At 64.3% G+C, this 24,380-nt stretch carries 24 protein-coding genes; 15 read left to right on the forward strand and 9 right to left on the reverse strand.

All coding sequences use genetic code 11. The annotated features are described in order from the left end of the window. The first annotated feature begins 22 nt into the window (after positions 1–22). From NKH19_RS04305 to NKH19_RS04335, 7 genes are all read left to right on the forward strand, one after another. Positions 23–1,075 carry a sugar ABC transporter substrate-binding protein gene (locus NKH19_RS04305; protein WP_352864736.1) on the forward strand — a complete coding sequence of 351 codons (1,053 nt, stop codon included), beginning with the start codon at positions 23–25 and terminating at the stop codon, positions 1,073–1,075. A 69-nt stretch (positions 1,076–1,144) separates the two neighbouring features. Further along, positions 1,145–2,659 carry a sugar ABC transporter ATP-binding protein gene (locus NKH19_RS04310; RefSeq protein WP_352864739.1) on the forward strand — a complete coding sequence of 505 codons (1,515 nt, stop codon included), beginning with the start codon at positions 1,145–1,147 and terminating at the stop codon, positions 2,657–2,659. A gap of 9 nt (positions 2,660–2,668) precedes the next feature. Further along, on the forward strand, positions 2,669–3,637 hold the full coding sequence (locus NKH19_RS04315; RefSeq protein ID WP_352864741.1) for an ABC transporter permease: 969 nt from the start codon (positions 2,669–2,671) through the stop codon (positions 3,635–3,637). Beyond that, complete coding sequence (locus tag NKH19_RS04320; RefSeq protein ID WP_352864744.1) at positions 3,634–4,509, forward strand: MurR/RpiR family transcriptional regulator; 876 nt, start codon at positions 3,634–3,636, stop codon at positions 4,507–4,509. Before NKH19_RS04315 ends, NKH19_RS04320 begins: the two co-directional genes overlap by 4 nt. Next, entirely contained in the window at positions 4,506–5,399 is an 894-nt protein-coding gene (locus NKH19_RS04325; RefSeq protein WP_352864748.1) for a ribokinase, read from the forward strand. Before NKH19_RS04320 ends, NKH19_RS04325 begins: the two co-directional genes overlap by 4 nt. Before the next feature lie 102 nt (positions 5,400–5,501). Continuing rightward, on the forward strand, positions 5,502–5,999 hold the full coding sequence (gene purE, locus NKH19_RS04330) for a 5-(carboxyamino)imidazole ribonucleotide mutase (RefSeq protein WP_352864750.1): 498 nt from the start codon (positions 5,502–5,504) through the stop codon (positions 5,997–5,999). Then, positions 5,996–7,072: a 5-(carboxyamino)imidazole ribonucleotide synthase gene (locus NKH19_RS04335; protein ID WP_352864753.1), complete on the forward strand. Its 1,077-nt coding sequence runs from the start codon at positions 5,996–5,998 to the stop codon at positions 7,070–7,072. The genes purE and NKH19_RS04335 overlap by 4 nt, the downstream gene beginning before the upstream one ends. A 14-nt stretch (positions 7,073–7,086) precedes the next feature. On the opposite strand, the gene NKH19_RS04340 is transcribed toward NKH19_RS04335, so the two are convergent. Continuing rightward, on the reverse strand, positions 7,087–7,509 hold the full coding sequence (locus NKH19_RS04340; protein ID WP_352864755.1) for a lysozyme inhibitor LprI family protein: 423 nt from the start codon (positions 7,507–7,509) through the stop codon (positions 7,087–7,089). Positions 7,510–7,738: 229 nt separating this feature from the next. Between NKH19_RS04340 and ykgO the strand changes: the two genes are divergently transcribed. The 3 genes from ykgO to NKH19_RS04355 all read left to right on the forward strand — a co-directional run bounded on the left by ykgO (position 7,739) and on the right by NKH19_RS04355 (position 9,781). Beyond that, entirely contained in the window at positions 7,739–7,864 is a 126-nt protein-coding gene (ykgO, locus tag NKH19_RS04345) for a type B 50S ribosomal protein L36 (RefSeq protein WP_006327841.1), read from the forward strand. Positions 7,865–7,975: 111 nt separating this feature from the next. After that, positions 7,976–8,581, forward strand: a complete 606-nt coding sequence (locus NKH19_RS04350; RefSeq protein WP_352864759.1) for a tetratricopeptide repeat protein — start codon at positions 7,976–7,978, stop codon at positions 8,579–8,581. A 132-nt stretch (positions 8,582–8,713) separates the two neighbouring features. Then, the gene (locus NKH19_RS04355) at positions 8,714–9,781 is read left to right on the forward strand and encodes an alpha/beta fold hydrolase (protein ID WP_352864761.1); all 1,068 of its coding nucleotides are present in this window, start codon (positions 8,714–8,716) and stop codon (positions 9,779–9,781) included. Positions 9,782–9,808: 27 nt separating this feature from the next. On the opposite strand, the gene pyk is transcribed toward NKH19_RS04355, so the two are convergent. Next, the gene (gene pyk / locus NKH19_RS04360) at positions 9,809–11,245 is read right to left on the reverse strand and encodes a pyruvate kinase (protein WP_352864763.1); all 1,437 of its coding nucleotides are present in this window, start codon (positions 11,243–11,245) and stop codon (positions 9,809–9,811) included. Then, positions 11,242–11,688: a DUF1036 domain-containing protein gene (locus tag NKH19_RS04365; RefSeq protein WP_352865123.1), complete on the reverse strand. Its 447-nt coding sequence runs from the start codon at positions 11,686–11,688 to the stop codon at positions 11,242–11,244. Before NKH19_RS04365 ends, pyk begins: the two co-directional genes overlap by 4 nt. 286 nt (positions 11,689–11,974) lie before the next feature. Here NKH19_RS04365 and NKH19_RS04370 point away from each other — a divergent pair, with 286 nt between their 5' ends. The 3 genes from NKH19_RS04370 (at position 11,975) to NKH19_RS04380 (ending at position 14,366) form a co-directional block, all read left to right on the forward strand. Beyond that, positions 11,975–12,772, forward strand: a complete 798-nt coding sequence (locus NKH19_RS04370) for an N-formylglutamate amidohydrolase (protein WP_352864765.1) — start codon at positions 11,975–11,977, stop codon at positions 12,770–12,772. A gap of 10 nt (positions 12,773–12,782) precedes the next feature. Then, on the forward strand, positions 12,783–13,091 hold the full coding sequence (locus NKH19_RS04375) for a DUF1244 domain-containing protein (protein WP_352864767.1): 309 nt from the start codon (positions 12,783–12,785) through the stop codon (positions 13,089–13,091). A gap of 99 nt (positions 13,092–13,190) precedes the next feature. Next, positions 13,191–14,366: an MFS transporter gene (locus tag NKH19_RS04380; protein WP_352864769.1), complete on the forward strand. Its 1,176-nt coding sequence runs from the start codon at positions 13,191–13,193 to the stop codon at positions 14,364–14,366. On the opposite strand, the gene NKH19_RS04385 is transcribed toward NKH19_RS04380, so the two are convergent. Continuing rightward, the gene (locus tag NKH19_RS04385; protein WP_352864771.1) at positions 14,330–15,238 is read right to left on the reverse strand and encodes a LysR family transcriptional regulator; all 909 of its coding nucleotides are present in this window, start codon (positions 15,236–15,238) and stop codon (positions 14,330–14,332) included. The genes NKH19_RS04380 and NKH19_RS04385 overlap by 37 nt on opposite strands. 114 nt (positions 15,239–15,352) lie before the next feature. On the opposite strand from NKH19_RS04385, the gene NKH19_RS04390 reads away from it, so the two are divergent. Next, positions 15,353–15,562 carry a DUF680 domain-containing protein gene (locus tag NKH19_RS04390; protein WP_352864773.1) on the forward strand — a complete coding sequence of 70 codons (210 nt, stop codon included), beginning with the start codon at positions 15,353–15,355 and terminating at the stop codon, positions 15,560–15,562. A gap of 69 nt (positions 15,563–15,631) precedes the next feature. Next, the gene (locus NKH19_RS04395; RefSeq protein ID WP_352864775.1) at positions 15,632–16,591 is read left to right on the forward strand and encodes an SDR family oxidoreductase; all 960 of its coding nucleotides are present in this window, start codon (positions 15,632–15,634) and stop codon (positions 16,589–16,591) included. 67 nt (positions 16,592–16,658) lie between these two features. On the opposite strand, the gene NKH19_RS04400 is transcribed toward NKH19_RS04395, so the two are convergent. The 5 genes from NKH19_RS04400 to NKH19_RS04420 all read right to left on the reverse strand — a co-directional run bounded on the left by NKH19_RS04400 (position 16,659) and on the right by NKH19_RS04420 (position 24,379). Then, positions 16,659–16,817, reverse strand: a complete 159-nt coding sequence (locus NKH19_RS04400; protein WP_032908138.1) for a DUF3309 family protein — start codon at positions 16,815–16,817, stop codon at positions 16,659–16,661. Positions 16,818–16,913: 96 nt separating this feature from the next. Next, positions 16,914–20,093, reverse strand: a complete 3,180-nt coding sequence (locus NKH19_RS04405) for an efflux RND transporter permease subunit (protein WP_352864778.1) — start codon at positions 20,091–20,093, stop codon at positions 16,914–16,916. Between the two features lie 76 nt (positions 20,094–20,169). After that, on the reverse strand, positions 20,170–21,345 hold the full coding sequence (locus NKH19_RS04410; protein WP_352864780.1) for an efflux RND transporter periplasmic adaptor subunit: 1,176 nt from the start codon (positions 21,343–21,345) through the stop codon (positions 20,170–20,172). Positions 21,346–21,500: 155 nt separating this feature from the next. Further along, a complete protein-coding gene (locus NKH19_RS04415; protein WP_352864783.1) occupies positions 21,501–22,109 on the reverse strand; it encodes a hypothetical protein in 609 nt (202 codons plus the stop codon). Beyond that, on the reverse strand, positions 22,106–24,379 hold the full coding sequence (locus tag NKH19_RS04420) for a xanthine dehydrogenase family protein molybdopterin-binding subunit (RefSeq protein WP_352864786.1): 2,274 nt from the start codon (positions 24,377–24,379) through the stop codon (positions 22,106–22,108). Before NKH19_RS04420 ends, NKH19_RS04415 begins: the two co-directional genes overlap by 4 nt. Between the last annotated feature and the right edge of the window lies 1 nt (position 24,380).

Genomic DNA, 24,380 nt, shown 5'->3' on the forward strand with positions numbered 1-24,380 from the left:
TTTTCAACAAGGGAGGAATACAATGAAACTTCTGCTTGCCACCGCTACCGCCGCACTGATGGCGCTGTCCATCGGCTCGGCCTTTTCAACAGATCTCGCGCCGCTGAATTCCGATACGGAAAAGGACCGCATCGATTGGTCGCAGGTCGAGGCCAAGTTCGGCGCTTTCCCCAAACTGCCCGAAGGCACCAAGGCGGGTGCCGTCTCCAAGACGCTAACCAACGAATACTGGCGCTCGCTGGGCGAGGGTTACAAAGCGTTCGGCGACAAAGTCGGCGTTCCCGTCGTCTACCAGGCGGCGCAGAGCGAGGGCGACCAGCTCGGCCAGCTGACCATCGCCGAAGGCCTTGTGACGCAGGGCTACAACGTGCTGCTCGTCTCGCCGCAGACCGACGCCAATCTGCAGCCGATCATGGAGCAGGCCAAGGCCGCCAATGTGCCGGTGGTCAACGTCAACGATGCGGTCATCCCGCAGTCCGAGCACTATGTCGGCAATGTCCAGCGCGACAATGGCGTGCGCGTCGCCAAATGGTTCATCAAGAACCGTCCGGATGGCGGCAAGGTCGCCATCGTCGAAGGCCAGGCCGGCGTCTATGCCGCCGTGCAGCGCACCGACGGCTTCAAGTCCACCATCTCAGAAGGGGGCAAGTTCGAGGTCGTCGCCAGTGTTCCCGGCAACTGGGACCGCCAGACCTCCTATGACGCGGCCACCAACATCCTGCAGCAGCACCCCGACCTGATCGGCTTCTATGCTAACAATGACGGCATGGCGCTGGGCATTGTCGAGGCGGTCAAGGCTGCCGGCCTGCAGGACAAGGTTGCCGTGTTCGGCACTGACGGCATTTCCGACGCCTATGCCTCGATCCGCGCCGGCGAATTGACCGGCACGGTCGATAGCTTCCCAGTGCTGACCGGCGAAGTGGCCCTGGAAACGGCGCTGCGACTGGTGGCCGGACAAAAGCTGCCGCGCGTCGTCGCCACGCCGCAGGCACTGATCACCAAGGACAATGCCGACCGCTATTCCGGCACCGGCGCGCGCAAGGCGCTGCTCGAGGATGCCGCCGCGGGCCAGTAAGGCCAATCGACGAGTGCCGGCCAGGGCAATTCGCTCCCGGCCGGCACCATTGCCCGGAAAGAGAACCCAATGTCACCCCGGCTGCAATTCCAGGGAATTTCCAAGCTGTTTCCGGCGGTGCGGGCGCTCAACGACGTGTCGTTCTCGATCAGCGCCGGTGAAATCCACGGTCTGCTCGGCGAGAACGGCGCCGGCAAGTCGACGCTGCTGCGCATCCTGTCGGGCGTCTACAGACCGACGGCGGGAAGCGTCCTTATCGACGGCAAGCCGGTGACGCTTGCCAATCCGGTCGCGGCGCGCGCCGCGGGCATCGCCATGATCCATCAGGAATTGCAGCAGGTGCCGCGGCTCAGCGTCGCGCAGAACATGTTTCTCGGCCATCCGCTGACGCGCGGCGGTATCTTCGTCGCCCGGGGAGAGCAGGAACGCCGCGCTGCCGAGGCTCTTGCAGCCCTTGATCCGTCCATCGACCCAGCCGCTCCTCTCGGAACCCTGAAGGTGGCGCAGCGCCAGATCGTCGAGATCGCCCGCGCGCTGCTCGATCGCGCCCGCATCGTCGCCATGGACGAGCCGACATCGAGCCTGACGCCGAGCGAATTCGAACGGCTGGCGCAAGTCATCACCGGCCTCGCTCGAGACGGCGTCGCCATCGTCTACGTCTCGCACAAGCTGGACGAGGTGTTCGGCATCTGCCGGCGCGCCACCATCATGCGCGACGGCGTGGTCATCGATACCGTCGACCTGAAAGGCCTGTCGGAAAAGGCGGTCGTGGCGATGATGGTCGGCCGCGAACTGGCGCAGGAACAGCATAACTCCCATGCCTCCGACGAGGTCATGCTGAGCGCGCGTGGCCTCTCCTCGGCAACGAAGGTGCGCAACGTGTCGTTCGATCTGCATCGCGGCGAAGTGCTGGGCATCGCCGGCCTCGTCGGTTCCGGCCGCACTGAATTGCTGCGCCTTCTGGCAGGGGCGGATCGAGCCATCGCAGGTACGATCGCAATCGATGGCAAGGCGACCCGATTTTCAAGCCCGCGCGATGCGATTGCCGCCGGCATCGGCCTGGTGCCGGAAGAGCGCAAGCGTGAGGGCATCGTGCCGCTGCGCTCGATCACCAGCAACATGGCGCTGGCCTCGATGGGCGTATTCGCGCCGCGCGGCGTCATCGATCACGCCAGGTTGAAACAGGTGGCGGCCGACAAGATGGGCCGCGTCAACCTGCGCCCATTCCTGCTCGACCGGCCGATCCGCCTGTTCAGCGGCGGCAACCAGCAGAAGGCGATCATCGGCCGCTGGCTGGCAGCGGGAACGCGCATCCTTTTGTTCGACGAGCCGACGCGCGGCATCGATGTCGGCGCCAAGGCGGAGATCTATCATCTGATTGAGGAGCTCGCCGCCGAAGGCCATGCGGTGATCGTCGTCTCCTCCGAGCTGCCCGAGGTGATCCGGCTCGCCGACCGCGTGCTGGTGATGCGCGACGGCACCATCGCGGCCGAACTCCACAGGGACGATATCAGCGAACAGGCGATCGCGGCACACGCCATCCCCCAGACGCAAACGCCGGCCGCACAGCAGGCAAGACAGTAGGTGACGGATATGTCGGATACCATTCTGGTGCGGCCACGGGCCGAATTCCTGCGCGGTGTTTCCATGCGCGATGCCGGCACGCTGATCGGCCTTGTCGTGATTCTCGCTGTCTTCGGCGCGCTGGTGCCGGGCTTCTTTGCCGAGCGCAACCTGATCAACATCCTGCAGCAGTCGAGCATCAATGCCTGCCTGGCGCTGGGCATGACGCTGGTCATCATCTCCGGCGGCATCGACCTGTCTGTCGGACCGACGGCGGCACTCTCGGCCGTCATCTCGGCCTCGATGATGGTCGCCGGCGTGCCGTTTCCGCTCGCCATCGCCGCCGGCTTCGCCATTGGTCTCGCCTGCGGCCTCGTCAACGGCATCCTCGTCGCCTATGTCGGGCTGCAGCCCTTTATCGTCACATTGGGAACGCTCAGCACCTACCGGGCGCTGGCGCTGATCTACACCGGCGGCAATCCGGTGCTCGGCCTGCCGGCAAGCTTTCGCGCCGTCTTCAACGGCTCGCTGTTCGGGCTGCCGCTGGCGGTTATCATCGTGGCCTTCGTGGCTGTCGTCGCCTGGGTCGTCTTGAAGAAGACGCCGTTCGGCGAATATCTGCTCGCCGTCGGCGGCAATGAGGAGGCTGCCTACATTGCCGGCGTGCCGATCGCCCGCACAAAGATCGCCGCCTACATGATCTCCGGCCTGCTGGCAGCCCTTGCCGCGCAGATCCTGATCGGCCGGCTCGGTGCCGCCGAGCCCATCCTCGGCAATCTCTGGGAACTCGACGCTATCGCAGCTGCCGCCATCGGCGGCGCCTCGCTGATGGGCGGCAAGGGCAGTGTCGTCGGCACCATACTGGGCGCCGTCATCCTCGGCGCCATGCGCAACGGTTTGACGCTGATGAACGTGCAGTCCTTCTATCAGCTTCTGGCAACTGGTCTTATAATCCTCGCCGCGATGCTTATCGATCGCGTGACGAGGGGGCGTGGATGACCTTGAGCGGGCTGGACCTGAAGGCGGTAGGACCGCGCATCCGCATGATGATGCCGCATCTCACCCCGCTGGAGGCGAAGGTGGTGGAAACCGTCTTTGGCCGGCGCGGTTTTGACGAGAGCATCCCGCTGAAGCAGATTGCCGAGGAGGCCGGCGTATCCGAGGCGATGGTGGTCAAGATCGCCAAGAAGCTAGGCTTTTCCGGCTATCGCGATTTCCGCACCGCCGTCTATGAATACAGCCGCCTGCCGACCGCCGAGATGCATCAGGAACTATCATCCGACGACAGTTCGGCCGAGATCGTGCAAAAAGTGTTCCGCACTTCCATCCAGGCACTGGAGGAGACACTGGCGATCCTCGACATCGAGGATTTCGACCGCGCCGCCGATCTTCTCTACCGTGCGAAGAACCGGGATTTCTATGGCGTCGGCGGCTCGGCGCAGATCGCGCGCGACGTCTCCCACAAATTCCTGCGCATCGGCATCCGCGCATCCGTCTACGACGATTCGCATATGATGCTGATGTCGGCCTCGCTGCTCGGCGGCGATGATATCGCCGTCGGCTTCTCACATTCGGGCAACACCTCTGCCGTCATCGACGCCATTCAGCTGGCCCGCAAGAACGGTGCGCGCACGCTGGCCATCACCAATTACGACAACTCGCCGCTGGCCGCCGTTGCCGACATCGTGCTGTGCTCGACCGCGCAGGGCTCGCCGCTGATGGGCGAGAACGCGGCGGCGCGCATTGCCCAGCTCAACATCCTCGACGCGCTGTTCGTCGCCGTGGCGCAGCGCGACTACCAGGCGGCGGAGCGCAACCTCGGCCGCACCATGTCGGCGGTGGCATCGAAGCGAAAAGACCGGGGCTCATGACGACACCGCCGCTGGTCACCGTGTTCGGCAGCCTGCACTACGACATCATGGTCGACGCGCCCGACCGCCCGCGCAAGGGCGAGACGGTGACCGGCCATGCCTGGCACCCGAAATGCGGCGGCAAGGGCGGCAACCAGGCCGTCTCTGCGGCAAGGGCCGGTGTGCGCGCGGCGATGATCGGCGCGGTCGGTGACGATGATTTCGGGCGGGCGTTGCTGGCCAATCTCGATCGCGCCAGCGTCGATCGCCGCTTCGTGCGGGTGGCCGCTGGCGCCGGCTCCGGAATGAGCGTGGCGATCTTCGACCAGGGCGGCGACTATGGCGCGGTGATCGTCTCGGGCAGCAATCTCACTCTGGGCGATGCCGACATTGCCGCCGCTTCTGAAATGATGTCCCAAACGGCGGTGCTCCTGCTGCAGAACGAAGTGCCGGAAGCGGCCAACATCGCCGCCGCGCGCGTGGTGAAGGCGCAGGGCGGCCGCGTCGTGCTCAACGCGGCTCCGGCGCGCAAACTCTCCGGCGATTTGATCGCGATGGTCGACATATTGGTGGTCAACGCCATCGAGGCGGAGTTCCTGGCCAGTACGGCGGTGGTCGAGACGCTTGACGGGGCCTCGCAAGCCGCACGGCTGCTGGCCGATCTTTGCTCAGTCGCGATCGTGACGGCGGGCGGCGAAGGCGTCGCCTGTTGCGATCGGGCCGGCGAGGCCTTCGCGCTGCCTGCCATCCCGGTCAAGGTCGTCAGCACGCATGGCGCCGGCGACGAATTCGTCGGTGCGCTGGCTGCGGGGCTTGCCCGTGGACGGACCCCGCGAGCGGCCGTCACCGCCGCCAACGCGGCTTCGGCCTTGCTGGTCTCGACACCCGAGGCCGAGCGCGACGGCATCTGACTGGCTGGTTTCCACCTTGCCGAACCGCCGCGGCGGCCGCCTATCCTTGCGGCTTGGCGCGAATTCCGCTAAGGCGCGCCTTTGTCGCCGGGGAACACGGACTTGGACGATCAACGCGCCGATGTCGCCATCATCATGGGCAGCCAGTCCGACTGGGCGACGATGCGCCTTGCGGCCGAAACGCTGGAAGCCCTGGGCATTTCGCACAAGCGGCTGATCGTCTCCGCGCATCGCACACCCGACCGGCTCTATGATTTCGCCAAGGGCGCCAAGGCGGCCGGCTACAAGGTGATCATCGCCGGCGCCGGCGGTGCCGCGCACCTGCCCGGCATGACGGCGGCGATGACGCCGCTGCCGGTGTTCGGCGTACCGGTGGAATCGAAGGCGCTTTCCGGGCAGGATTCGCTGCTCTCCATCGTCCAGATGCCCGCCGGGATTCCGGTGGGGACGCTGGCCATAGGCAAGGCCGGTGCCACCAACGCAGCCCTTCTGGCCGCTGCCGTGCTGGCGCTGAACGATGACAAGCTCGCCGTCCGTCTGGATGTCTGGCGCGCCGCGCAGACCGCCAAGGTCGCGACCGAACCGACGGACACGCCGTGAGCCTGCCCGCCGGATCGACCATCGGCATCATTGGCGGCGGCCAGCTCGGCCGCATGCTGGCTGTTGCCGCCTCCCGCCTCGGCTACCGCACGGTGGTGCTGGAGACGCAAGCCGATAGCCCGGCGGCGCAGGTCGCCAACCGGCAGATAACAGGTGCCTATGACGACCAGGCTGCACTTGCGGAACTGGCCGCGTCGAGTTCCGTCGTCACCTACGAGTTCGAGAACGTGCCGGTCGCGGCGGCCAGCGCGCTGGCCGCCAAGGTTCCGGTCTATCCGCCGGCGCACGCGCTGGAAGTAGCGCAGGACCGGGTGGGCGAAAAAACATTCCTCAACGGCATCGGCATTGCCACTGCGGATTTTCACGCCGTCGACAATGATGACGAACTGACGGCAGCGCTGAAAGCGTTCGACGGCAGCGGCATCCTGAAGACCCGCCGCATGGGCTATGACGGCAAGGGCCAGCGCGTCTTCCGCAACATGGAAACGGGTGGTTTCGCCGGCACCTGCGAGGCAATGGGCAATGTGCCGCTGATCCTGGAGTCCTTCGTGCCGTTCGAGCGCGAGATTTCGGTGATCGCGGCGCGTGGGCTGGACGGCGAGGTCGTCGCCTACGATCCGGCCGAGAATATCCACCGCAACGGCATTCTCCACACATCGACCTTGCCGGCCGCCATTATGCCCGAAACCGCGGAAGCGGCACGAATGGCGGCATCGAAGATCCTGTCGGCGCTGAACTATGTCGGCGTCATCGGCGTCGAGTTCTTCGTGCTCGCCGACGGCTCGCTGCTGGCCAACGAAATCGCGCCGCGTGTGCACAATTCCGGCCATTGGACGGAAGCAGCCTGCATCGTTTCGCAGTTCGAACAGCACATCCGCGCCGTTGCCGGCCTGCCGCTGGGGAATCCCCACCGTCATTCCGATTGCGTGATGGAGAACCTGATCGGCGACGATGTGCTGCGTGTTCCGGCCCTGCTCGCCGAGCCGGACCTGATGCTGCACCTCTATGGCAAGGCCGAGGCACGCCCCGGCCGCAAGATGGGCCATTTCACCCGGATCAGCCGTCGCGCCTAACTCCCGAAACAGGCCTACTGCACGTCGTCGCTCTCGTCTTCGTCGGGGCTGGCGCAACTGGCATCGCCTTCCTCGCAATTGGCGGCGGCAGCGAACTGCTCGATGCGATCATTGGTCAGCCTGGCCAGGCATTGCGAAACTTCCATCGGATGGATCGAACCGCCCGCGCTGGCCGCGGTGGAATGCGCGCACTCTGCATCGCGAAAAGCGATCCAGGCGCGTTGCGCCACCTGCAGCAGTCTCTTGTCGTCGGCGTCATCCGCGCTGATGAGGTCTTGGTAGGCCTTGTTGAGCCTGGAGTCGGCTTCCTGGTAATCCTCCCCGGCGCAGATGTTCGTCATCTGCTGGCTGTCGTCACCGCGATCGCATTCCTGCGCGCGGGCAACCGAAGCTCCCGCCAGCACGAGAATGCAGGCAGACAGGAAAATTCGGCGCATATCCATCCCCAAATCACTTCATGATGGCCGCATCATCCCAGCCGGCTGGAGCCCGCGCAATGCCGCAAGGCGGACATGGCGGATATTTGATGATATGGAGAGACGGAGCACGCTTGCGGTTGACACGGACAAGGCTCCTCGTTTATGAGCCACCCACAGTTCAAAGGCGCGTCTTCTGGCGCGCCTTAAAATTTCGACCCAGACCGGGTCCACACCGACAGGCAAGACCATGAAGATCAAGAATTCGCTCAAGGCGCTGAAGGCGCGTCACCGCGACAACCAGCTGGTTCGCCGCAAGGGCCGCGTCTACATCATCAACAAGACCGCCCCGCGCTACAAGGCACGCCAGGGCTGAGTTTTCGGGCTGGAGGCATCGCCTCCGCCAGTTGATGCTTGTCGCCGGCCTGCCGGCCTTCTCACGCTAAAATCACTTTGACGTTCCGCCACCCGGGGCTAGAGTCCCGCGATGCGGATTCTTTTTGCATTTTTGACGTCTCTGCTTGTTTCCGGCGCCATTTATGGCCCGGCACGGGCGGATGATGCTGTCGCGCCGCCAGCCACCCAGGACGCGCCGCCGGTCGCAACGACGAAGCAGGCCCGTCTCGACCAGCTGTTCAACGACCTGAAGCGCGAGCGCAACGAAAAGGCGGCCGAGCGCATTGCCGGCGAAATCTGGAATGAGTGGTCGCAATCCGGCAGCGCCTCGATCGATCTGATGATGCAGTGGTCGCAGAAGGCTGTCGAAGGCCAGAAGTTCGACGTCGCGCTCGATTTCCTCGACCAGGTGGTGACCTTGCAGCCGACCTATGCCGAAGGCTGGAACCGGCGCGCCACCGTGCATTTCATGATGAAAAACTACGGCAAGTCGATGTCCGACATCGACCATACGCTGCAGCTCGAGCCGCGCCATTTCGGCGCGCTGTCCGGCTTGGCGCAGATCATGGCGCTGACCGGCCACAAGCAATCGGCACTCGAGGCCTGGCAGAAAGTGCTGGCCATCTATCCGATGATGCGCAGCGCCCAGGACCAGGTCGGCACGCTTTCGGAAGAGCTTGCCGGAGAAGGCATTTAAGGGAGTAGGCAGTAGGGATTAGGCAGTAGGTGAGATCGCGTTGCGTACATTCCTACTGCCTACTGCCTACTGCCTATTCCCTATTCCCTATTTGCTACTCCACAACTTATCCCCCTCCACCCCCGCATCTCCATGAACCTGATCTACGCCGCTCTTGCCTTCCTGATGACGCTTGCCTTCGGCTTTGTCGGCGTCACCCGCGCCGGTTCATGGCTGATCGAACGCGGCAATCCGTCGATTGGTGAATTCGCCGACATCGATGGCGCCCGCATCCACTATGTCCATATTCCAGGGTCCGTGAACGCCGAGTTGCCGCCGATCGTCTTCATCCACGGCGCTAGCGCCAATCTCAGGGATCAGATGCTGCCGCTGCGGCCATTGCTCGAAGGTCGCGCCGAAATGCTGTTCTTCGACCGACCAGGCCACGGCTGGTCGGGTCGTGGTCCCGGCAACAACGAGGACCCGTCGGCTCAGGCCAACACCATCGCCGCGTTGATGGACCGTCTGGGCATCAGGAAGGCTGTTATCGTCGGTCATTCCTTCGGTGGTGTGGTGACATCGACTTTCGGCCGCGAGCATTCCGACAGGACGCTTGGCCTGGTCTTTCTCGCGCCGGCAACTCATCCGTGGCCGGGCGGCGCAACCTCCTGGTACTACCATCTGACGACCATTCCGGTGATCGGCTGGCTGTTTTCCGAGACGCTGACCTATCCGACGGGAAGGCTGCGGATGGAAGACGCCACGACCTGCGTCTTCTCGCCCAACAAGGTGCCGGACAACTATCTCGCCGCGGCCTCTATCCCGTTGGTACTGCGACCATCGGCCTTTCGTGCCAACGCCGCCGATGTCGCCGGGCTCTATCGCTACGCCCTTGGCGCCGCACCGCACTACAACCAGATCAAGGCGCCAACCGTGGTCATTTCGGGCGATCGCGACAAAGTCGTCTATGCGGAGATTCACTCGATCGGCCTCGCCCGCGACATTGCCGGCGCCGAACTCATCTGGGTGCACAATCTCGGCCACAAGCCGGACTGGATCGCGCCCGACCTGGCCGTCGGCGCCATCGAGAAGGTCGCCGGCAAGAACATCGACCTGCAGGCGATTGCGAAGGCTGTGGAAGCGCGCGTCGCCGGCGACGCTTACGGCGCCGGCGGATGTGCTGATATCAAGGCGCCGCAGGCCGAACTCGCGCCGACCTGATCACGCCTAACGGTTCGGACGGTCGATCTAACGGCTCGTCTGCACGTCCGATCCGACATAGGCGATGCGCAGCATATTGGTCGAGCCCGGCGTCCTCAGCGGCACGCCGGCGGTGATGATGACGCGGTCGCCGGGCTTGCCGAAGCCTTCCTCGAAGGCGATGCGACAGGCGCGGTCGACCATGTCGTCAAGATCGATTGCGTCGGGTGAGACGACGCAATGCGTGCCCCATAGCAGCGACAGCCGCCGCGCCGTGTTGACGATCGGCGACAGCGCGATGATCGGCACTTGCGGACGTTCGCGGGCGGCGCGCAGGCCCGTGGTGCCGGACGCCGTGTAGGTGATGATCGCCGACAGTTTCAGCGTCTCGGCGATCTCGCGGGCGGCCAGCGAAATGGCGTCGGCGCCGGTCGCTTCCGGCTCGGAACGCTGGGCGTTGATGATGCCGGCATAGGTCGGATCGGTTTCAACCTTGGTGGCGATACGGTTCATCATCGCCACGGCTTCGACGGGATAGGCGCCCGCCGCCGATTCCGCCGACAGCATGATGGCATCGGCGCCTTCGAAGACGGCGATCGAAACATCCGACACCTCGGCACGGGTCGGCACCGGTGCTGTGATCATAGATTCCAGCATCTGCGTGGCTACCACCACCGGCTTGCCGGCGCGGCGAGCCGCGCGCGTGATCTGCTTCTGGATGCCGGGCACCGCCTCGAGCGGCATCTCGACGCCGAGATCACCGCGGGCGACCATCAGCGCGTCGGACAGCTCGATGATTTCGGCCAGCCGGGCGACGGCTTGCGGCTTTTCGATCTTGGCCATGATCAGCGCCCGGCCGCGCGCGATCTTGCGCGCCTCGGCAAGATCCTCCGGCCGCTGCACGAAGGACAGCGCGACCCAGTCTACGCCCGTGGCCAGCACGGCATCGAGATCCTTGCGGTCCTTCTCGGTGAGCGCGCCGACCGGCAGGTCGGTGTCGGGCAGGCTGACGCCCTTCTTGTCGGAGATCGTGGTGCCGGCGACGACGGTGCAGACGATCGACTTGCCGTCGCTTCTCACCGCCTTCAGCTCGAGCTTGCCGTCGTCGATCAGCAGGCGATGGCCGGCCTCGACCGAGGTCAGGATTTCGGGATGCGGCAGATAGACCCTGGTCGAGGTGCCGGGCTCGGGATTGTCGTCGAGCGTGAAGGTCTGGCCGACAGTCAGCACTTCCTTGCCATTGGCGAACTTGCCGACGCGCAGTTTTGGTCCTTGCAGATCGGCCAGGATGCCGATCGGCCGGCCGACCGCTTCCTCGACAGTGCGGATGCGTCCGACCAGCGTGCGCATCAGCTCGTGATCGGTGTGGCTCATATTGATGCGGAACACATCGGCGCCAGCTTCGAACAGTTTCTTCAGCATCTCCTCCGACGAGGAGGCCGGACCGATAGTGGCTAGGATCTTGACCTTGCGGCTACGTCTCATTGACTGTTTGTTCCCGGGGCGGCTGGAGCGCCTCCCGTTGTGGACTCATCGGTCAGCTGGACCATCCAGCTTGCCTGTTCGCCCGTGTCATATTCCTGGAATCCGGCGCGCTGGAAGCCCCGGGCGACGCAGTCGGTTACGCCGGCGATCTTGAACTCTTTTTCAGCCACGCACATGTTGATCGGGCCGTCCCAGCGTCCGCCGCGCTCGGCGTCTTCTGCATAAAGATAGTAAAACCTTGATGACAGCGGCCCTTCGATCAGCGTCTTGCAGCTCGATCCCTCGATGTGCCACCAGCCCTCGGTGATCCAGCCGGCCTTGGCGCGATAGCCGATACCGACACCGACCAGGTTCTGCGTGGCGTTGCAGACTCGGAAATCGGCACGCGCCGGCGAGGCCATGACCACCGCCGACAGGCCGACGGCAAGGATCAGGAGCGGCATGGCAAAGGCAGAGCGCATGCGCTGCCTGCCAGCGGAACTCATCCGAAAACCCCTCAAGAACCACATCAGCATCTCTCTGCGCCCCTTTTCGGAAAAGTCCGGGCGCATGTCAACGCACCGTTTTGTTCAATTCCAATCGATTTAGAAGGCTCCGGCGCACGATTCGCCGAGCTCCGCCAGATTTCCCGGGAAACCTTGGCCAAACAACGGCATTGCGCAAGCGTCGTCTTCGTGGAATGACGATAGCACCCTCCCCGGAAGCCAGCGAACAGACCATTTCCCGCCAATGACCCGATCCACAGTTTTCGCGCCTTTCGACGTTGTCGAAGGCGACCGCAAGCGAGGCATCGTGCTCTTGTGCGACCATGCCCGCCGCGACCTACCCGACGATTATGGCAGGCTCGGCCTGCCGGCGGCGGAGTTCGACCGCCACATCGCCTACGACATCGGGGTCGAAACGGTAACGCGCGAACTGGCCGCCTTGCTCGGCGTACCGGCGGTGCTCGCCAATTTTTCGCGGCTGCTGATCGATCCCAATCGCGGCGAGGACGATCCGACGCTTATTCGCCAGCTTTATGACGGCACCGTCGTGCCCGGGAATTACCCCATCGCTCCCGAGGAGCGTGAAAGGCGGCTCGATGGCTTCTACCGGCCCTATCACGACGCTGTCGGCGCCATGATAGCCTCGGTCGCACGGGCTTCCGCGTGGACGCCCTTCATCTTCTCCGTGCATTCCTTCACGCCTGTCATGCAAGGCATACAGCGTCCCTGGCATGTTGGTATCCTGTGGGACCGGGACGACCGGGTGGCACGGCCGCTGATCGACATGCTGGCCGAGGACAAGAGCCTGGCCGTCGGCGACAACGAACCTTACGACGGCGCGCTGCGCGGCGACACCATGTACAAGCACGCCATCGTCAACGGTTTTGCTCATGCGCTGATCGAGATCCGCCAGGATCTGATAGCAGACCAGAAAGGCGCTCTGGCATGGGCCGAACGGTTGGCGCCGATCGTTGACGCGATCAACCGTCGTCCCGATATACATGTCGTCAAGCAATTCGGCTCCCGCACCGGGCCGCTGTAAGGAGGTTTCGATGACCGAACTCAGCGACGAACAGCAACGCGATTTCGAGGCCGCCGCCTTTCGCCGGCTGGTCGGGCATCTGCGCGAGCGCAACGACGTGCAGAACATCGACCTGATGAACCTCGCCGGCTTCTGCCGCAACTGCCTGTCGAACTGGTACCGCGAGGCGGCCAATGCGGAGGGCGTCGACCTGAGCAAGGACCAGTCGCGCGAGATCGTCTACGGCATGCCTTACGCGCAATGGCAGGCACTCAACCAGACCGAGGCCTCCGACGCCAAGAAGGCCGAATTCGAGGCAAGGCGTCCCAAGGACCACTAAGCCCGCTTTGGCCCAAGCGCTTTCGAAATAGAGCGCTTGACTGAAAATTGAATCGATCTAATTTGCCGCGCGAAGCCATTTTCTGACCGGATTCGCCTTATGAACGCGTCAAACGCCATGCAGACTGCCATTCGCGGACGATGGGCCGTCGCGGCCATTTTCCTCGCCAACGGCTTTCTGACCGGCAGCTGGGCGCCGCAGATCCCGGTGTTCCTGACCCGGCTCGACATCTCGAAGTTCACGCTCGGCCTGCTGATCCTGCTGTTTGGCGCCGGCGCCGTCACCGCCATGACCTGGTGCGGCCATTTGATCTCCAGGCATGGTTCGCGCACCGTGCTGCGCTGGTTCGGCCTTTGCGGCAGCCTCGGCCTGCTGGTCGTGGCGCTGGCGCCTAATGTGCCGCTGGCGGCCATCGCCATGTTCATCTTCGGCGGCTCGATCGGCGGCATGGATGTCGCCATGAACGCCAATGCGGTGGTGGTCGAACGGCGGCTCTCCCGCGCCATCATGTCGTCCTCGCATGGCTTCTGGAGCCTCGGCGGTTTCGCCGGCGGCGGCCTCGGCGGCTTTGCCATTCAGACCTACGGCCATCTCGCCCACGCGGCGGTGGTCACCGCTCTCGCCCTCGCGGTGATCGCGGTGGCGGTTCGCCATCTGGTCGGCGAGGATAGGCCGCGGGCGGCCGAGCATCACAAATTCACGCTGCCGGCAAACCCGCTGGTTTATCTGGTCGGCCTGATGGCGCTGCTGACGATGATCTCCGAAGGCGCGGTGCTCGACTGGGCGGCGCTGTATCTCAGGCAGGAACTCGGCGCCGACCTTGCCATCGCCGGCCTCGCTTACGCTGCCTTTTCCGGTGTCATGGCGATCATGCGCTTCTTCGGCGACGGCGTCCGCAATCGCTTCGGCGCGGTCGCGACCCTACGCGGCTCGGCGGTTGTCGCGGCCGCCGGCATGCTGATCGCCGGGCTGTCGCCCTCGCCCTGGCTCGCAATCGCCGCCTTTGCCCTGTGCGGCTTCGGCATCGCCAACATGGTGCCGATCATCTTCTCGGCCGGCGGCAACCAGGAAGGCATGTCGTCGGGCATCGGAATGAGCGTCGTCACCACGATGGGCTATTCCGGCATATTGGTGGCGCCCTCGGCGATCGGCTTCGTTGCCGAGCATTCCAGCTTCGGCCCGATCTTCGTCGCCATGTCGGGGTTGCTGATCGTCGTTCTGCTGATGGCCGGCCTTGCTCACCGCGCGGAGTTCGCCGCCGCGCCGGCCGAATAGCGCTGCAGTTCCTCGTAGAGGAAATCCGCGACGCGGCGGATGCGCACGCTGGTGCGCACGTCGCGATGCATGGCCAGCCACACTGGTAAGACAGGCAGTGGCAGGCCAGGCAGCAGCTTCTCCACCGATGGATCACGGTCGACCAGCGGCTCCTGGCCGAGACCGACGCCGTTTCCCGCCCGCACCGCCTCCCACAAAACGATCTGGTTGTCGGCCCTGAAGCGGAAACTGCTCCGGGTGACAGGGATGCCATACTGGGTAAAGCCTCTAATGATGTCGTCGCTGCGGTCGAAGCCGACCAAATCGTGGTCGACAAGGTCGGCAGGCTCCAGCGGCCGGCCGCGCCGGTCGAGATAGGATTTGGCCGCGCAGGCGCAAAGCGGAATATCGCAGACCTTACGCGCCGTCAGCTCGTTCTGCGCCGGCTTGACCATACGGATGGCGATATCGGCATCGCGGCGCAACAGGTTTTCGACTTGATTCGAGGCAACGATCTCGACCTCGATACCCGGCTCCTCGAGCCCAAGCCGCGCCATCATGGCCGGCAGCACATAGGCAGCCACCACTTCGCTGGCGGCGATGCGCACCGTGCCTTCGATTGCCTCGACCGATCCCAGCGCCAGCAGTGAGAAGGCGCTTGCCTGCTCGCTGACCGCCTTGCCGCGTTCGAACAACGTGCTGCCGGCTTCCGTCAGTTCATAGCCCCTCCGCCCGCGCCGGAACAGCGTGACACCCAGCGCCTGTTCGAGCTCGCCGATGTGACGACCGAGCGTCGGCTGACTTGCCGAGAGTTTTCGCGCCGCGGCCGACAAGCTGCCGGTTTCCGCAACGGTGACGAAGCTCTTGATCAGGTTCCAGTCGATTTCAGTCATTCATTTATGAATAACAAAGCTCCAGCGATAGTCAATTTCCATTCGCATTCGAGGCGACCATATTCCGGCTGCAGACACCAACACGGACTGCAAACACCAACCTGGAGAACTCAAATGACCAAGATCGCTCTCACCGCCGCCGCCATCCTCATTTCCGCCAGCGCTGCTTTTGCCGGCAGCGACAAGTTTGGCTCGAACGACGCCAGCCAGCCGACCGTGGCCAGCATCGACAACACGACCACCACGTCGATCGGCAACCCGGACGCGGCCGTCCAGAAGCCGGCGACGCAAGGCAGCAACCGCGAGATCTTCGGCAACCGCTGATCCGATCGCGCTTGTCGCTGATCGCCCCTCCCCAACGACCACGCAAATTCCAAATCAGGAGTATTTCCAATGACCAAGATCGCAATTCTCGGTGCCAATGGCCGGCTCGGCCGCGTGGTCGCCAAGGCCTTCATCGATGCCGGCTACGATGTCCGCGCAATCACCCGCAGCGGCAAGGTGCCGGCCGAGCTCAACGGCGCCACGGCGGTCGCCGGCGACGCGCTCGACCGTGAAGGCTTGATCCGCGCCACGCAAGGCGTCGACATCATCTTCAACGGCCTCAACCCGATCTACACCGACTGGGGCAAGTGCCTGCCGATGGCCGAGAACGTCATGGCCGCCTGCCATGCGAATGGCACGCTGCACCTCTTCCCCGGCACCGTCTACAATTACGGCTCGCCGATGCCGGCGGTGATCACCGAGAACACGCCCTTTCACCCGACGACCGAGAAGGGCCGCATTCGCACCGCGATGGAAGACCTGTTTCGCCGCGAGGCCGACGCCGGCCGGGTGCGTACCATTCTCTTGCGCGCCGGCGACTTCTTCGGCGGCACCGGCAGCGGTTCATGGTTCGACCTGGTCGTCGCCGCCAAGATGGCCAAGGGCATCTACACCGCACCTGGTCCAGTCGATCTGGTGCATGAATGGGCCTACCTGCCGGACTTCGCCAAGGCCTTCGTCGGCCTGGCGGAAAACCTCGATAAGCTCGGCACCTATGAAGCTCTGAACCTTCCCGGCCATGCAATCACCGACCGGCAACTCAAGGCCGCGGCAGAGAAGGCACTCGGTCGCCCGCTCAAACTGACCTCCATGCCGTGGTGGGTGCTGCGCGCCGGCAGCCCGTTCGTGGCGATGTGGCGCGAGATCGTGTCGATGTCCTATCTGCGCTTCGAGCCGCATCAACTGGTTTCGACGCGGCTGGAAGGCATCATCGGTGCGATCCCCCACATGCCGCTGGATCAGGCGGTCACTGAAGCTCTTGAGGACATCGGCATCGCCACCGTGAATGGCGTTGCGAAAGCTGCCTGACAGGCCCGGCGGGCAGCCATGGCGGCCTGCCGATCTCTTTACATCGATAGGTCTCCTGGAAGGGCGGCTAGACCCGCCCCATCAACACCAGCACCAGGAGCACTACCAGCACCACCCCGACAATGCCCGACGGCCCATAGCCCCAGGAGCGCGAATGCGGCCAGGCTGGCACGGCGCCAATGAGGACGAGGACCAGAACGATGATGATAATGGTGGTGATCGGCATGGGAAACTCCCTGCACGGCATTGCTCTTGGAGAGAACAATGCGAAAGGCCGCCCGGTTGTTCCGGGCGGCCTTTGCCGGTCAAATCGGCATTGGGTCTATTCGGCGGCTTTTGGAAAGGCGATCTCCGGCTCCGCTCCGACATCCTGTCCCGGCGCATCGGTCGAAGAAATCTCGCCCTTGCCGCGCCGGAACAGCCGGCTGAACCAGCCGCGCCGCGTGCCGGGCTTGACCTTGGCGCGGGTGAACACCATCAACATCGACGGCGTCACCACCAGCGTCAGCACGGTGGCGAAGGACAGGCCGAAGACGATCGCCGACGACAGCGAAATCCACCATTGCGTCGACGGTGCGTTGATCGTCGTCTCGTGATGGAAGATTTCGAGGCCGAGGCCGAAGGCGATCGGCAGCACGCCGAGAATGGCCGACACCGCCGTCAGCACCACCGGGCGGGCGCGTTCGCGGCAGGTCTGCAGCACCGCCTCGACCTTGTCCCAACCCTCTTCGCGCAGCCTGTCATAGGTGTCGATCAGCACGATGTTGTTGTTCACCACCACGCCGGCCAGCGCGATGACGCCGATGCCCGACATGACGATGCCGAACGTCTCGCCTGTTATCAGCAGTCCGAGGAACACACCGATCGTCGCCATGACCACGCAGGACAGCACCAGCCAGACGCTGGTGAACTTGTTGAACTGCGCCAAAAGCACGAGGAAGATCAGGAAGATCGCCGCTCCGAAGGCCTTGCTGAGAAAGGCGCTGGCTTCGGCGCTGTCCTCGTTCGAGCCAGCCAGCTTCCAGCGGATGCCGCTGCCCAGATCCATATCGGAGACGGCCTTGCTGACCTGCTCCTGCACTGCCGCGACCTGGGCGCCGGCGGCAACGTTGGCCTGGACGACCACCGTACGGGCGCCGTCGATGCGGTTGAGGATACCGACCGTCGGTTCAGGCTTGCGCACGACAAAGTTCGAGATCGGTACCGAGCCTTGCGAGGTCTGCACCCGCAATTCGTCGAGCGTCGACAGCGTGCGCCGGTCTTCGGGCAGGCGAAGCCGGATGTCGACGGCGTCATCGGCGCCGGCCGGACGGTATTCCGAAAGTTTCAACCCGTTGGTCACCAGTTGCACCACGGTGCCGACCGAGGTCGGGCTGATGCCGTACTGCGCCGCCTTGGCGCGGTCGACCTCGAGCGCCCAGTCGACGCCGGGCGGAGGCAAACCATCGGAGATATCTATGACGCCAGGAACCTTGCCGATGCGCGCCGCGACCGCACGGGCTTTGTCGTCGAGCCCCTTGGGGTCGACGGCCGAAAGCCTGATCTGGATCGGCTTGCCGGTCGGTGGGCCGGCCTCCGGCACGCGCACCTCGACATCGACGCCGGGAATGCCGGCCATGACGCCGCGCAAATCGTCCAGGATATGGTTCGCCGACTTGCGCTCGCGCCAGTCGATGAACTCGTACTGGATGACGCCGACGACGTCTTCGGGAATGTCCTGGCCGCCGCCTTGCGTCTTGCCGACGCGGGTGTAGACCGACTTCACACCCGGCCAGCCGAGCAGCCTGTCTTCCGCGATCTTGGTCGCCGTATCCATTTCGGCCAGCGAAAGATTGCCGCGCGCGTGCACGTAAAGCAGGCCGTAATCCGGCTCGACATTCGGGAAGAACTCGACGCCGGCGCCGTATTTCGAATAGGCAAAACCGACGCCGAACAGCAGCGCGACGGTCAGCACCAGCACGGTGATCGGGAAGCGCACCGCTTGCTTGACGATCGCCATGTACCAGCCGTCGCGATTGTCATCCTCGTGATGCGGCGGCGCCTTGGCGAAGATCGCACCCAGCGTCGGCGCGAAGACCAGCGCGTAGAGCATCGAGGCCGACAGCGTGACGATCAGGGTGATCGGCATGTACTTCATGAAGTCGCCGATGATGCCGGGCCAGAACAGCAGCGGCGAGAAGGCGGCGATACGCGTCATCGTCGCCGCGATGACCGGACCGGCCATGCGCTTGGCGGCGAGCGCGAAGGCTTCCTCCTTCGGCATGCCTTCGCTCATCCGTCGCTCGGCGAACTCGGTGACGATGATGGCATCGTCGACCAGCATGCCGACGGCCAGGATGAGGCTGAACAGCACGATCATGTTGATCGTGTAGCCCATCATCGCCAGCAGCAGGATGCCGATCAGGAAGGACGACGGAATGGCCAGGCCAATGAGCAGCGAGGCACGGCCGGACAGCGCATAGAGGATGACGATGAACACCAGGATGACGGCGATCATGACGTGGTTCTGCAGATCGCCCAGCAACTGGTTGACAAAGACGGACTTGTCCTGCGTGTAGGTGACGTTCATGCCCGCGGGCATGGATTTGACGAACTCGTCGGACACCGTCCGCACCTTGGCGATGGTATCGATCAGGTTGGAGCCTATGCGCTTCTTGACTTCGATGGCGATGGCCGGCTTGCCGTTGAGGCGTGTCACCGTTTCCGCATCCTTGAAGGTCGAGCGAATCGTGGCGATGTCCTTGGCCTGCACCACGGCATTGGGGCCGGCGACCACCGGCAGTGCCGCCACATCCTCCGGCGTCTCGATCAGCGAAGGCACTTTGACGGCGTACTTGCCTTCCGAGCCTTCGATGTTGCCGGCGGCGACCAGACTGTTGGAGTTGCCGACCGCACCAATCAGCTGATCGAGCTGCAGCCCGTAGGAAGACAGCTTCATCGGGTCGATGACGACCTCGACCAGGTCGTCGCGCGCACCTTGCAGCGAGCCTTCGAGAACGCCGGGCACTTCTTCGATGCGGTCGCGCAGTTCGCGTGCCGCGGCGGTCAGCACGCGTTCGGGCAATTCGCCCGACAGCGTGACGACGAGCACCGGAAACTCGGAAATGTTGACTTCGTTGACTGTCGGTTCCTCGGCCGCCTGTGGCAGGTCGGCCTTGGCGTCCTGTACCTTGCTGCGCGTGTCCTGCAGCGCGGTGGCCAGATTGGTCTGCGGCTGGAATTCGACCAGCACGTAGCCGCCGCCCTGGAAGGCGGCCGAACGCATTTCCTTGAGGCCCTTCAAGCTTTTCAGCTTGCTTTCCATCGGCCGCAGCAGAAGCCGCTCCGAATCCTCAGGCGAAATGCCCTGATAGATCAGGCTGATATACATCATCGGAATCGGAACGTCGGGCTCCGCTTCCTTCGGCGTCGACTGATAGGCGACCGCCCCGGCAAGGATCAGGAAGACCAGGACCGAGATGGTCAGCCGGGCATTGTTGATTGCGAGTCTGACGATATCCATGGCTAACGCCTGTTTTTGAATTTCAGGAGCTGCGTCGCAGCCGATTGTCCCCGTCCAGGGCTAGTCCATCGCGATATTACTGCGTGCCGGCCGTTGCCTCGCCCAGCAGCTTCTTGATGGTCGCCTGGTCGGCCTCGACCGGATTGACCAGATCGCCTTCCTTCACCAGTTCCTGGCCGGCGACGATGATGCGCGCATCGGCCGGAATGCCGCCGAGCACGAGGCCGGTCGGCGTATCGTCGACGAGGTCGATCGGGAAGAACGCCACCTTGTTGTCCTTGCCGACGGCACGGATGCCGAGGTCGCCCTTGTCGCCCAGCGTCACCACCGAGCGCGGCAGCAGGACCGCGTCGGTCGGTTGTGCGTTGAGCGCGATTTCGGCCGTCATGCCAGCCGGCACGGAGCCGTCGCCGTTGGGGATCGCCACCTCGACGCGGAAGGTGCGGGTCGCCGACGATGCGTCGCGGCTGATGTAGCGCACGGTGCCTTCGACGGTCTGACCGCTGACCAGTCGCACATTGGCCTTGTCGCCCAGCTTGAGGTAGCCGAGGTCGCGCTCGCTGATTTCGCCGCGGGCAATCACCGGATCGAGCTTGAGGATGGTTGCCACCTCGCCGCCCTGCATGATGGAACTGCCGAGCTCCACCGGCACCCGGTCGATGACGCCGTCGAAAGGCGCTTTCACCTCATTGCGGTCGAGTTCGGCCTGTGCGGTTTCCAGCAGCGACTGCGCCGAGGTCAGGTTCGAGCGCGCGGTGTCGAGCTGCAGCTTCGGCAGATTGCCAGTCTTCATCAGCCGCAAACCCGCGTCCAATTCGGCCTGGCGCTGCACCACGAGCTGCCTGGCGTTGTCGACCATGGAGATCTTTTCTTCCGCCGCAAGCATCAGCACCAGATCGCCGGTCTTGACGTGCTGGCCCTGCTTGACCGGCAGCTTGTCGATGACGCCGGCGACGCGCGTCGCCAGCACCGCCCGCTTGTCGGCTTCGGTCAGCCCGGAAACGCGGATGGCGCGTGCATAGGTCTTGCGCGGCGGCGTCACCACCGCCACGGTGCGCAGCGGTGCCTTCGGCTCGGCTTCCGCCGCTCTGGGCTTGTTGGCGTCCGGCGCCTTGGCCTGCTCGACTTCGGCTGCCTTGGCCTTGTTGGCGGCCACGCTGCCGACGGACGAAAACTCGCCTGTCGCCATCCAGGCCGCGAAACCAATGAGCACAACAATGGCTGCAAGCTTGTGAAACCTGATTCTCGGCATCTTCGTTGTTTTCCACTGCGGGTTCGGCCGGCGTCCTCATAACGCGGGCGCGTCGCCGATATGGGTGCGCGCCAAGCCGTGTTCAATTTGCCGTGATCGGCGAAGCGTGCTTCTACATCAAAGTTGTACCGCAATATAGTCCGAAAGTTGCAAGATCATTGCGCCACCGGACAAGATGCGCCCGCCGCTATCCAGTTTTCGATCGCCTCGTATGTCTCTTCCGCCGAGCCTGGCGCCGACTCGCGATCTCCACCGGGGGCCCAGCCCCAGGCAACCAATTTGTCGTCGCGCACATGCAGCGCCACAGCCTGCAGGCTGCGCCCGCCATTGCGGGCGGGATCCTTGATCTGCGTGCAGATTTCCGGCGAGGACTTTCCGAACCAGGCCATCTCGGTCGGTGCCAGATGCCAGTTCTCGGCCCCGGGCGGCCCATGCAAAATACTGGAATTGCTGGAGAAATGGCATGTCGTGCAACGCAAGCCCGGATTGCCGAAGCCAGACCCGTCGGCACCGCGCTGGACATTGAAGGCGTGAACGCGCGTGCCGCCATAATGCGCGCCGGACCAGCGCGGCCGGTCGTCCGCGACATGACAGCCGGCGCAGCGTGGATGCGAGAACACCGCATAGACCTTGTCCCATTCGGCCAGGCTTTTTGCGGCGTCGGCCAACGCCGGCGCCGGCGTCTGGCTCTCTTGCGCGATCGCGAACGGCACCGCCAGGACAAGCATGGCAGCAGGCGTCAGCATGATGAGGAGCTTCTTCATGCGAAGGCCACCGTTTTCGACAGCGGCAGCGTGCGGATGCGTTTGCCGGTCAACGCGAAGATGGCGTTGGCCAAAGCTGGTGCCGCCGGCGGTGTGCCGACCTCGCCGACGCCACCCATCTTGTGAAAGTTTTCCAGGATGGCGACTTCGAAGACCGGGCATTGGAAGATCCGCATGGCATCGAAATCGTGGAAGTTCGACTGTTCGACCATGCCGTCGGCGAAGGTGATCTCCTGGCCCATCGCTGCCGAAAGACCGTAGATGGCGGCGGAAATCAGCTGCGCCTCGATGATGCCAGGATCGAGCGCGGTGCCGACATCGGCGGCGATCCACACCTTCTCGATACGGATGCCGGCTGGCGTATCCGCCACCTGGACGATCTCGCCGACCCAGCTGCCGAAGGACAGCGTGAAGGCCATGCCCTTGGCCTTGCCGGCTGGTAGCGCTTCGCCCCATTTCGCCATCGCGGCGACTTTCTCCACCACCTTCACCGCCGAGGGATAGGCAGCCATCAGTCTCTTGCGCATCTCGACCGGATCGACTTTCCCAGCAGCGGCGATCTCGTCCATGAACCCCTCATGGAAGAAACCGTTGACCGAACTGCCGACCGAGCGCCAGGAACCGACAGGGATGGAGACGGGCGCCGCGATACCGCTGACCCGGTAATTCGGGATGCTGTAGGGCTGGTCATAGGCGCCATCGACAATGGTCTTGTCGGGACCGAGCGGCGATATCGAGGGGAACAGCCGACGCAGCGTGCCGGCAATCACCGATGGCGAGGCCATCCTCATGTCGACGGCGACCGGCGTGCCATCGTCGCCGAGCCGCGCCTGGAACTTGCCGATAGCGGCCGGTCGATAGGCGTCGTGGCGCATGTCTTCTTCACGTGTCCAGGTCACCTTGACTGGACGCCCGCCCGCTTCCTTGGCCATCAGCGCCGCATAGAGCGCATAGTCCATCTCGATGCGCCGGCCGAAGCCGCCGCCGAGGAAGGTGGTGTGCACGGTGACCTTGTCCTGCTCGATGCCGAGTTGATTGGCGCAAAGCTGCCGCACCAGGGTCGGCGCCTGATTGCCGCACCAGATGGCGAGGGCACCATCCTTGAGCTGCGCCGTCGCGTTCATCGGCTCCATCGTCGCGTGCGCCAGATAGGGCACGGCATAGTCGGCCTCGACGATCCTTTCGCGCGGCGCATCGGCAAAGGCGCTGTCGACATCGCCATTGTCGCGCATCACCGAACCCTTGGTGCCAAGCGCCTGCTTCAGCACATCGGATACGGCGGCGCTGCTGATCGGATATTCGGGATCTGACCACTCGGCGTCGATCGCCTCGGCAGCCTTGAACGCCGTCCATGTGTTGTCGGCGATGATGCCGAAGCCATGGCCGTAATTCGTCTCGAGCGGCACGATCTTGATCACGCCGGGCATTTTCTCGGCCCTGGAGAGGTCCGCCTTGACCGACCTCGACCAGAAGCGCGGGCTCATCTTGACCGTGCCGTAGAGCATGTCGGGCAGCCGGATATCGATGCCGAAGATCGGCGCCCCGGTGACCTTGGCCAGCATGTCGATGCGCTTCTGCGGTTTTCCCAGCAGTTTCCAGTCGGCCCGGTCCTTGAGTTTGACTTCGGCCGGCGGCGCCATCGCGGCGGCCGCCGCGGCGACCGCGCCATAGGTCAGAGACTTGCCGGACGCCTTGTGCAGGATCGAACCGTCGGCCGTTTCCAGATCGGCGGCGGCGACACCCAGTTTTTGCGCCGCGGCAGCGATCAGCATCTGCCGGGCGGCGGCACCCGCTTGCCGCATCTTGTCAAAGCCATCCCGTGTCGAAGACGAACCACCCGTGCCCTGCAGGGCAAGGAACTTGCCGACCACGCCGAGGCCCGAGCGCACCGCTTGCGCGGTCATGCTTTCGTCGAAGAAGGCGAACGGGCCGCCCTCTTCGAGGATCGCGGCGTTGTAATAGGCATGGGAGGCCGGCCCGTGTTCGACCTTGACCCGATCGAGGCCGACATCGAGTTCTTCGGCGACCATGACGGCAAGCGTCGTCGAAATGCCTTGCCCCATCTCGGCGCGCGGCGCCACGATGGTGATGGTGTTGTCGGCGCCGATCTTCACATAGGGGTTGAAGGTCGCCTCGCCCTTGCCGAGATCGGCCTCGAGCGGGTTCGCAAAAGGCTTGCGATAATAGTAGTAACCGACGGCAACGCCGCCCGCGACAGCGACCGCGCCCATCAGGAACGTGCGGCGGGCGATCTTTCCGACACTGGCCATG

The organism is Mesorhizobium sp. M1338, from assembly GCF_040318045.1.
Lineage (GTDB): Bacteria > Pseudomonadota > Alphaproteobacteria > Rhizobiales > Rhizobiaceae > Mesorhizobium.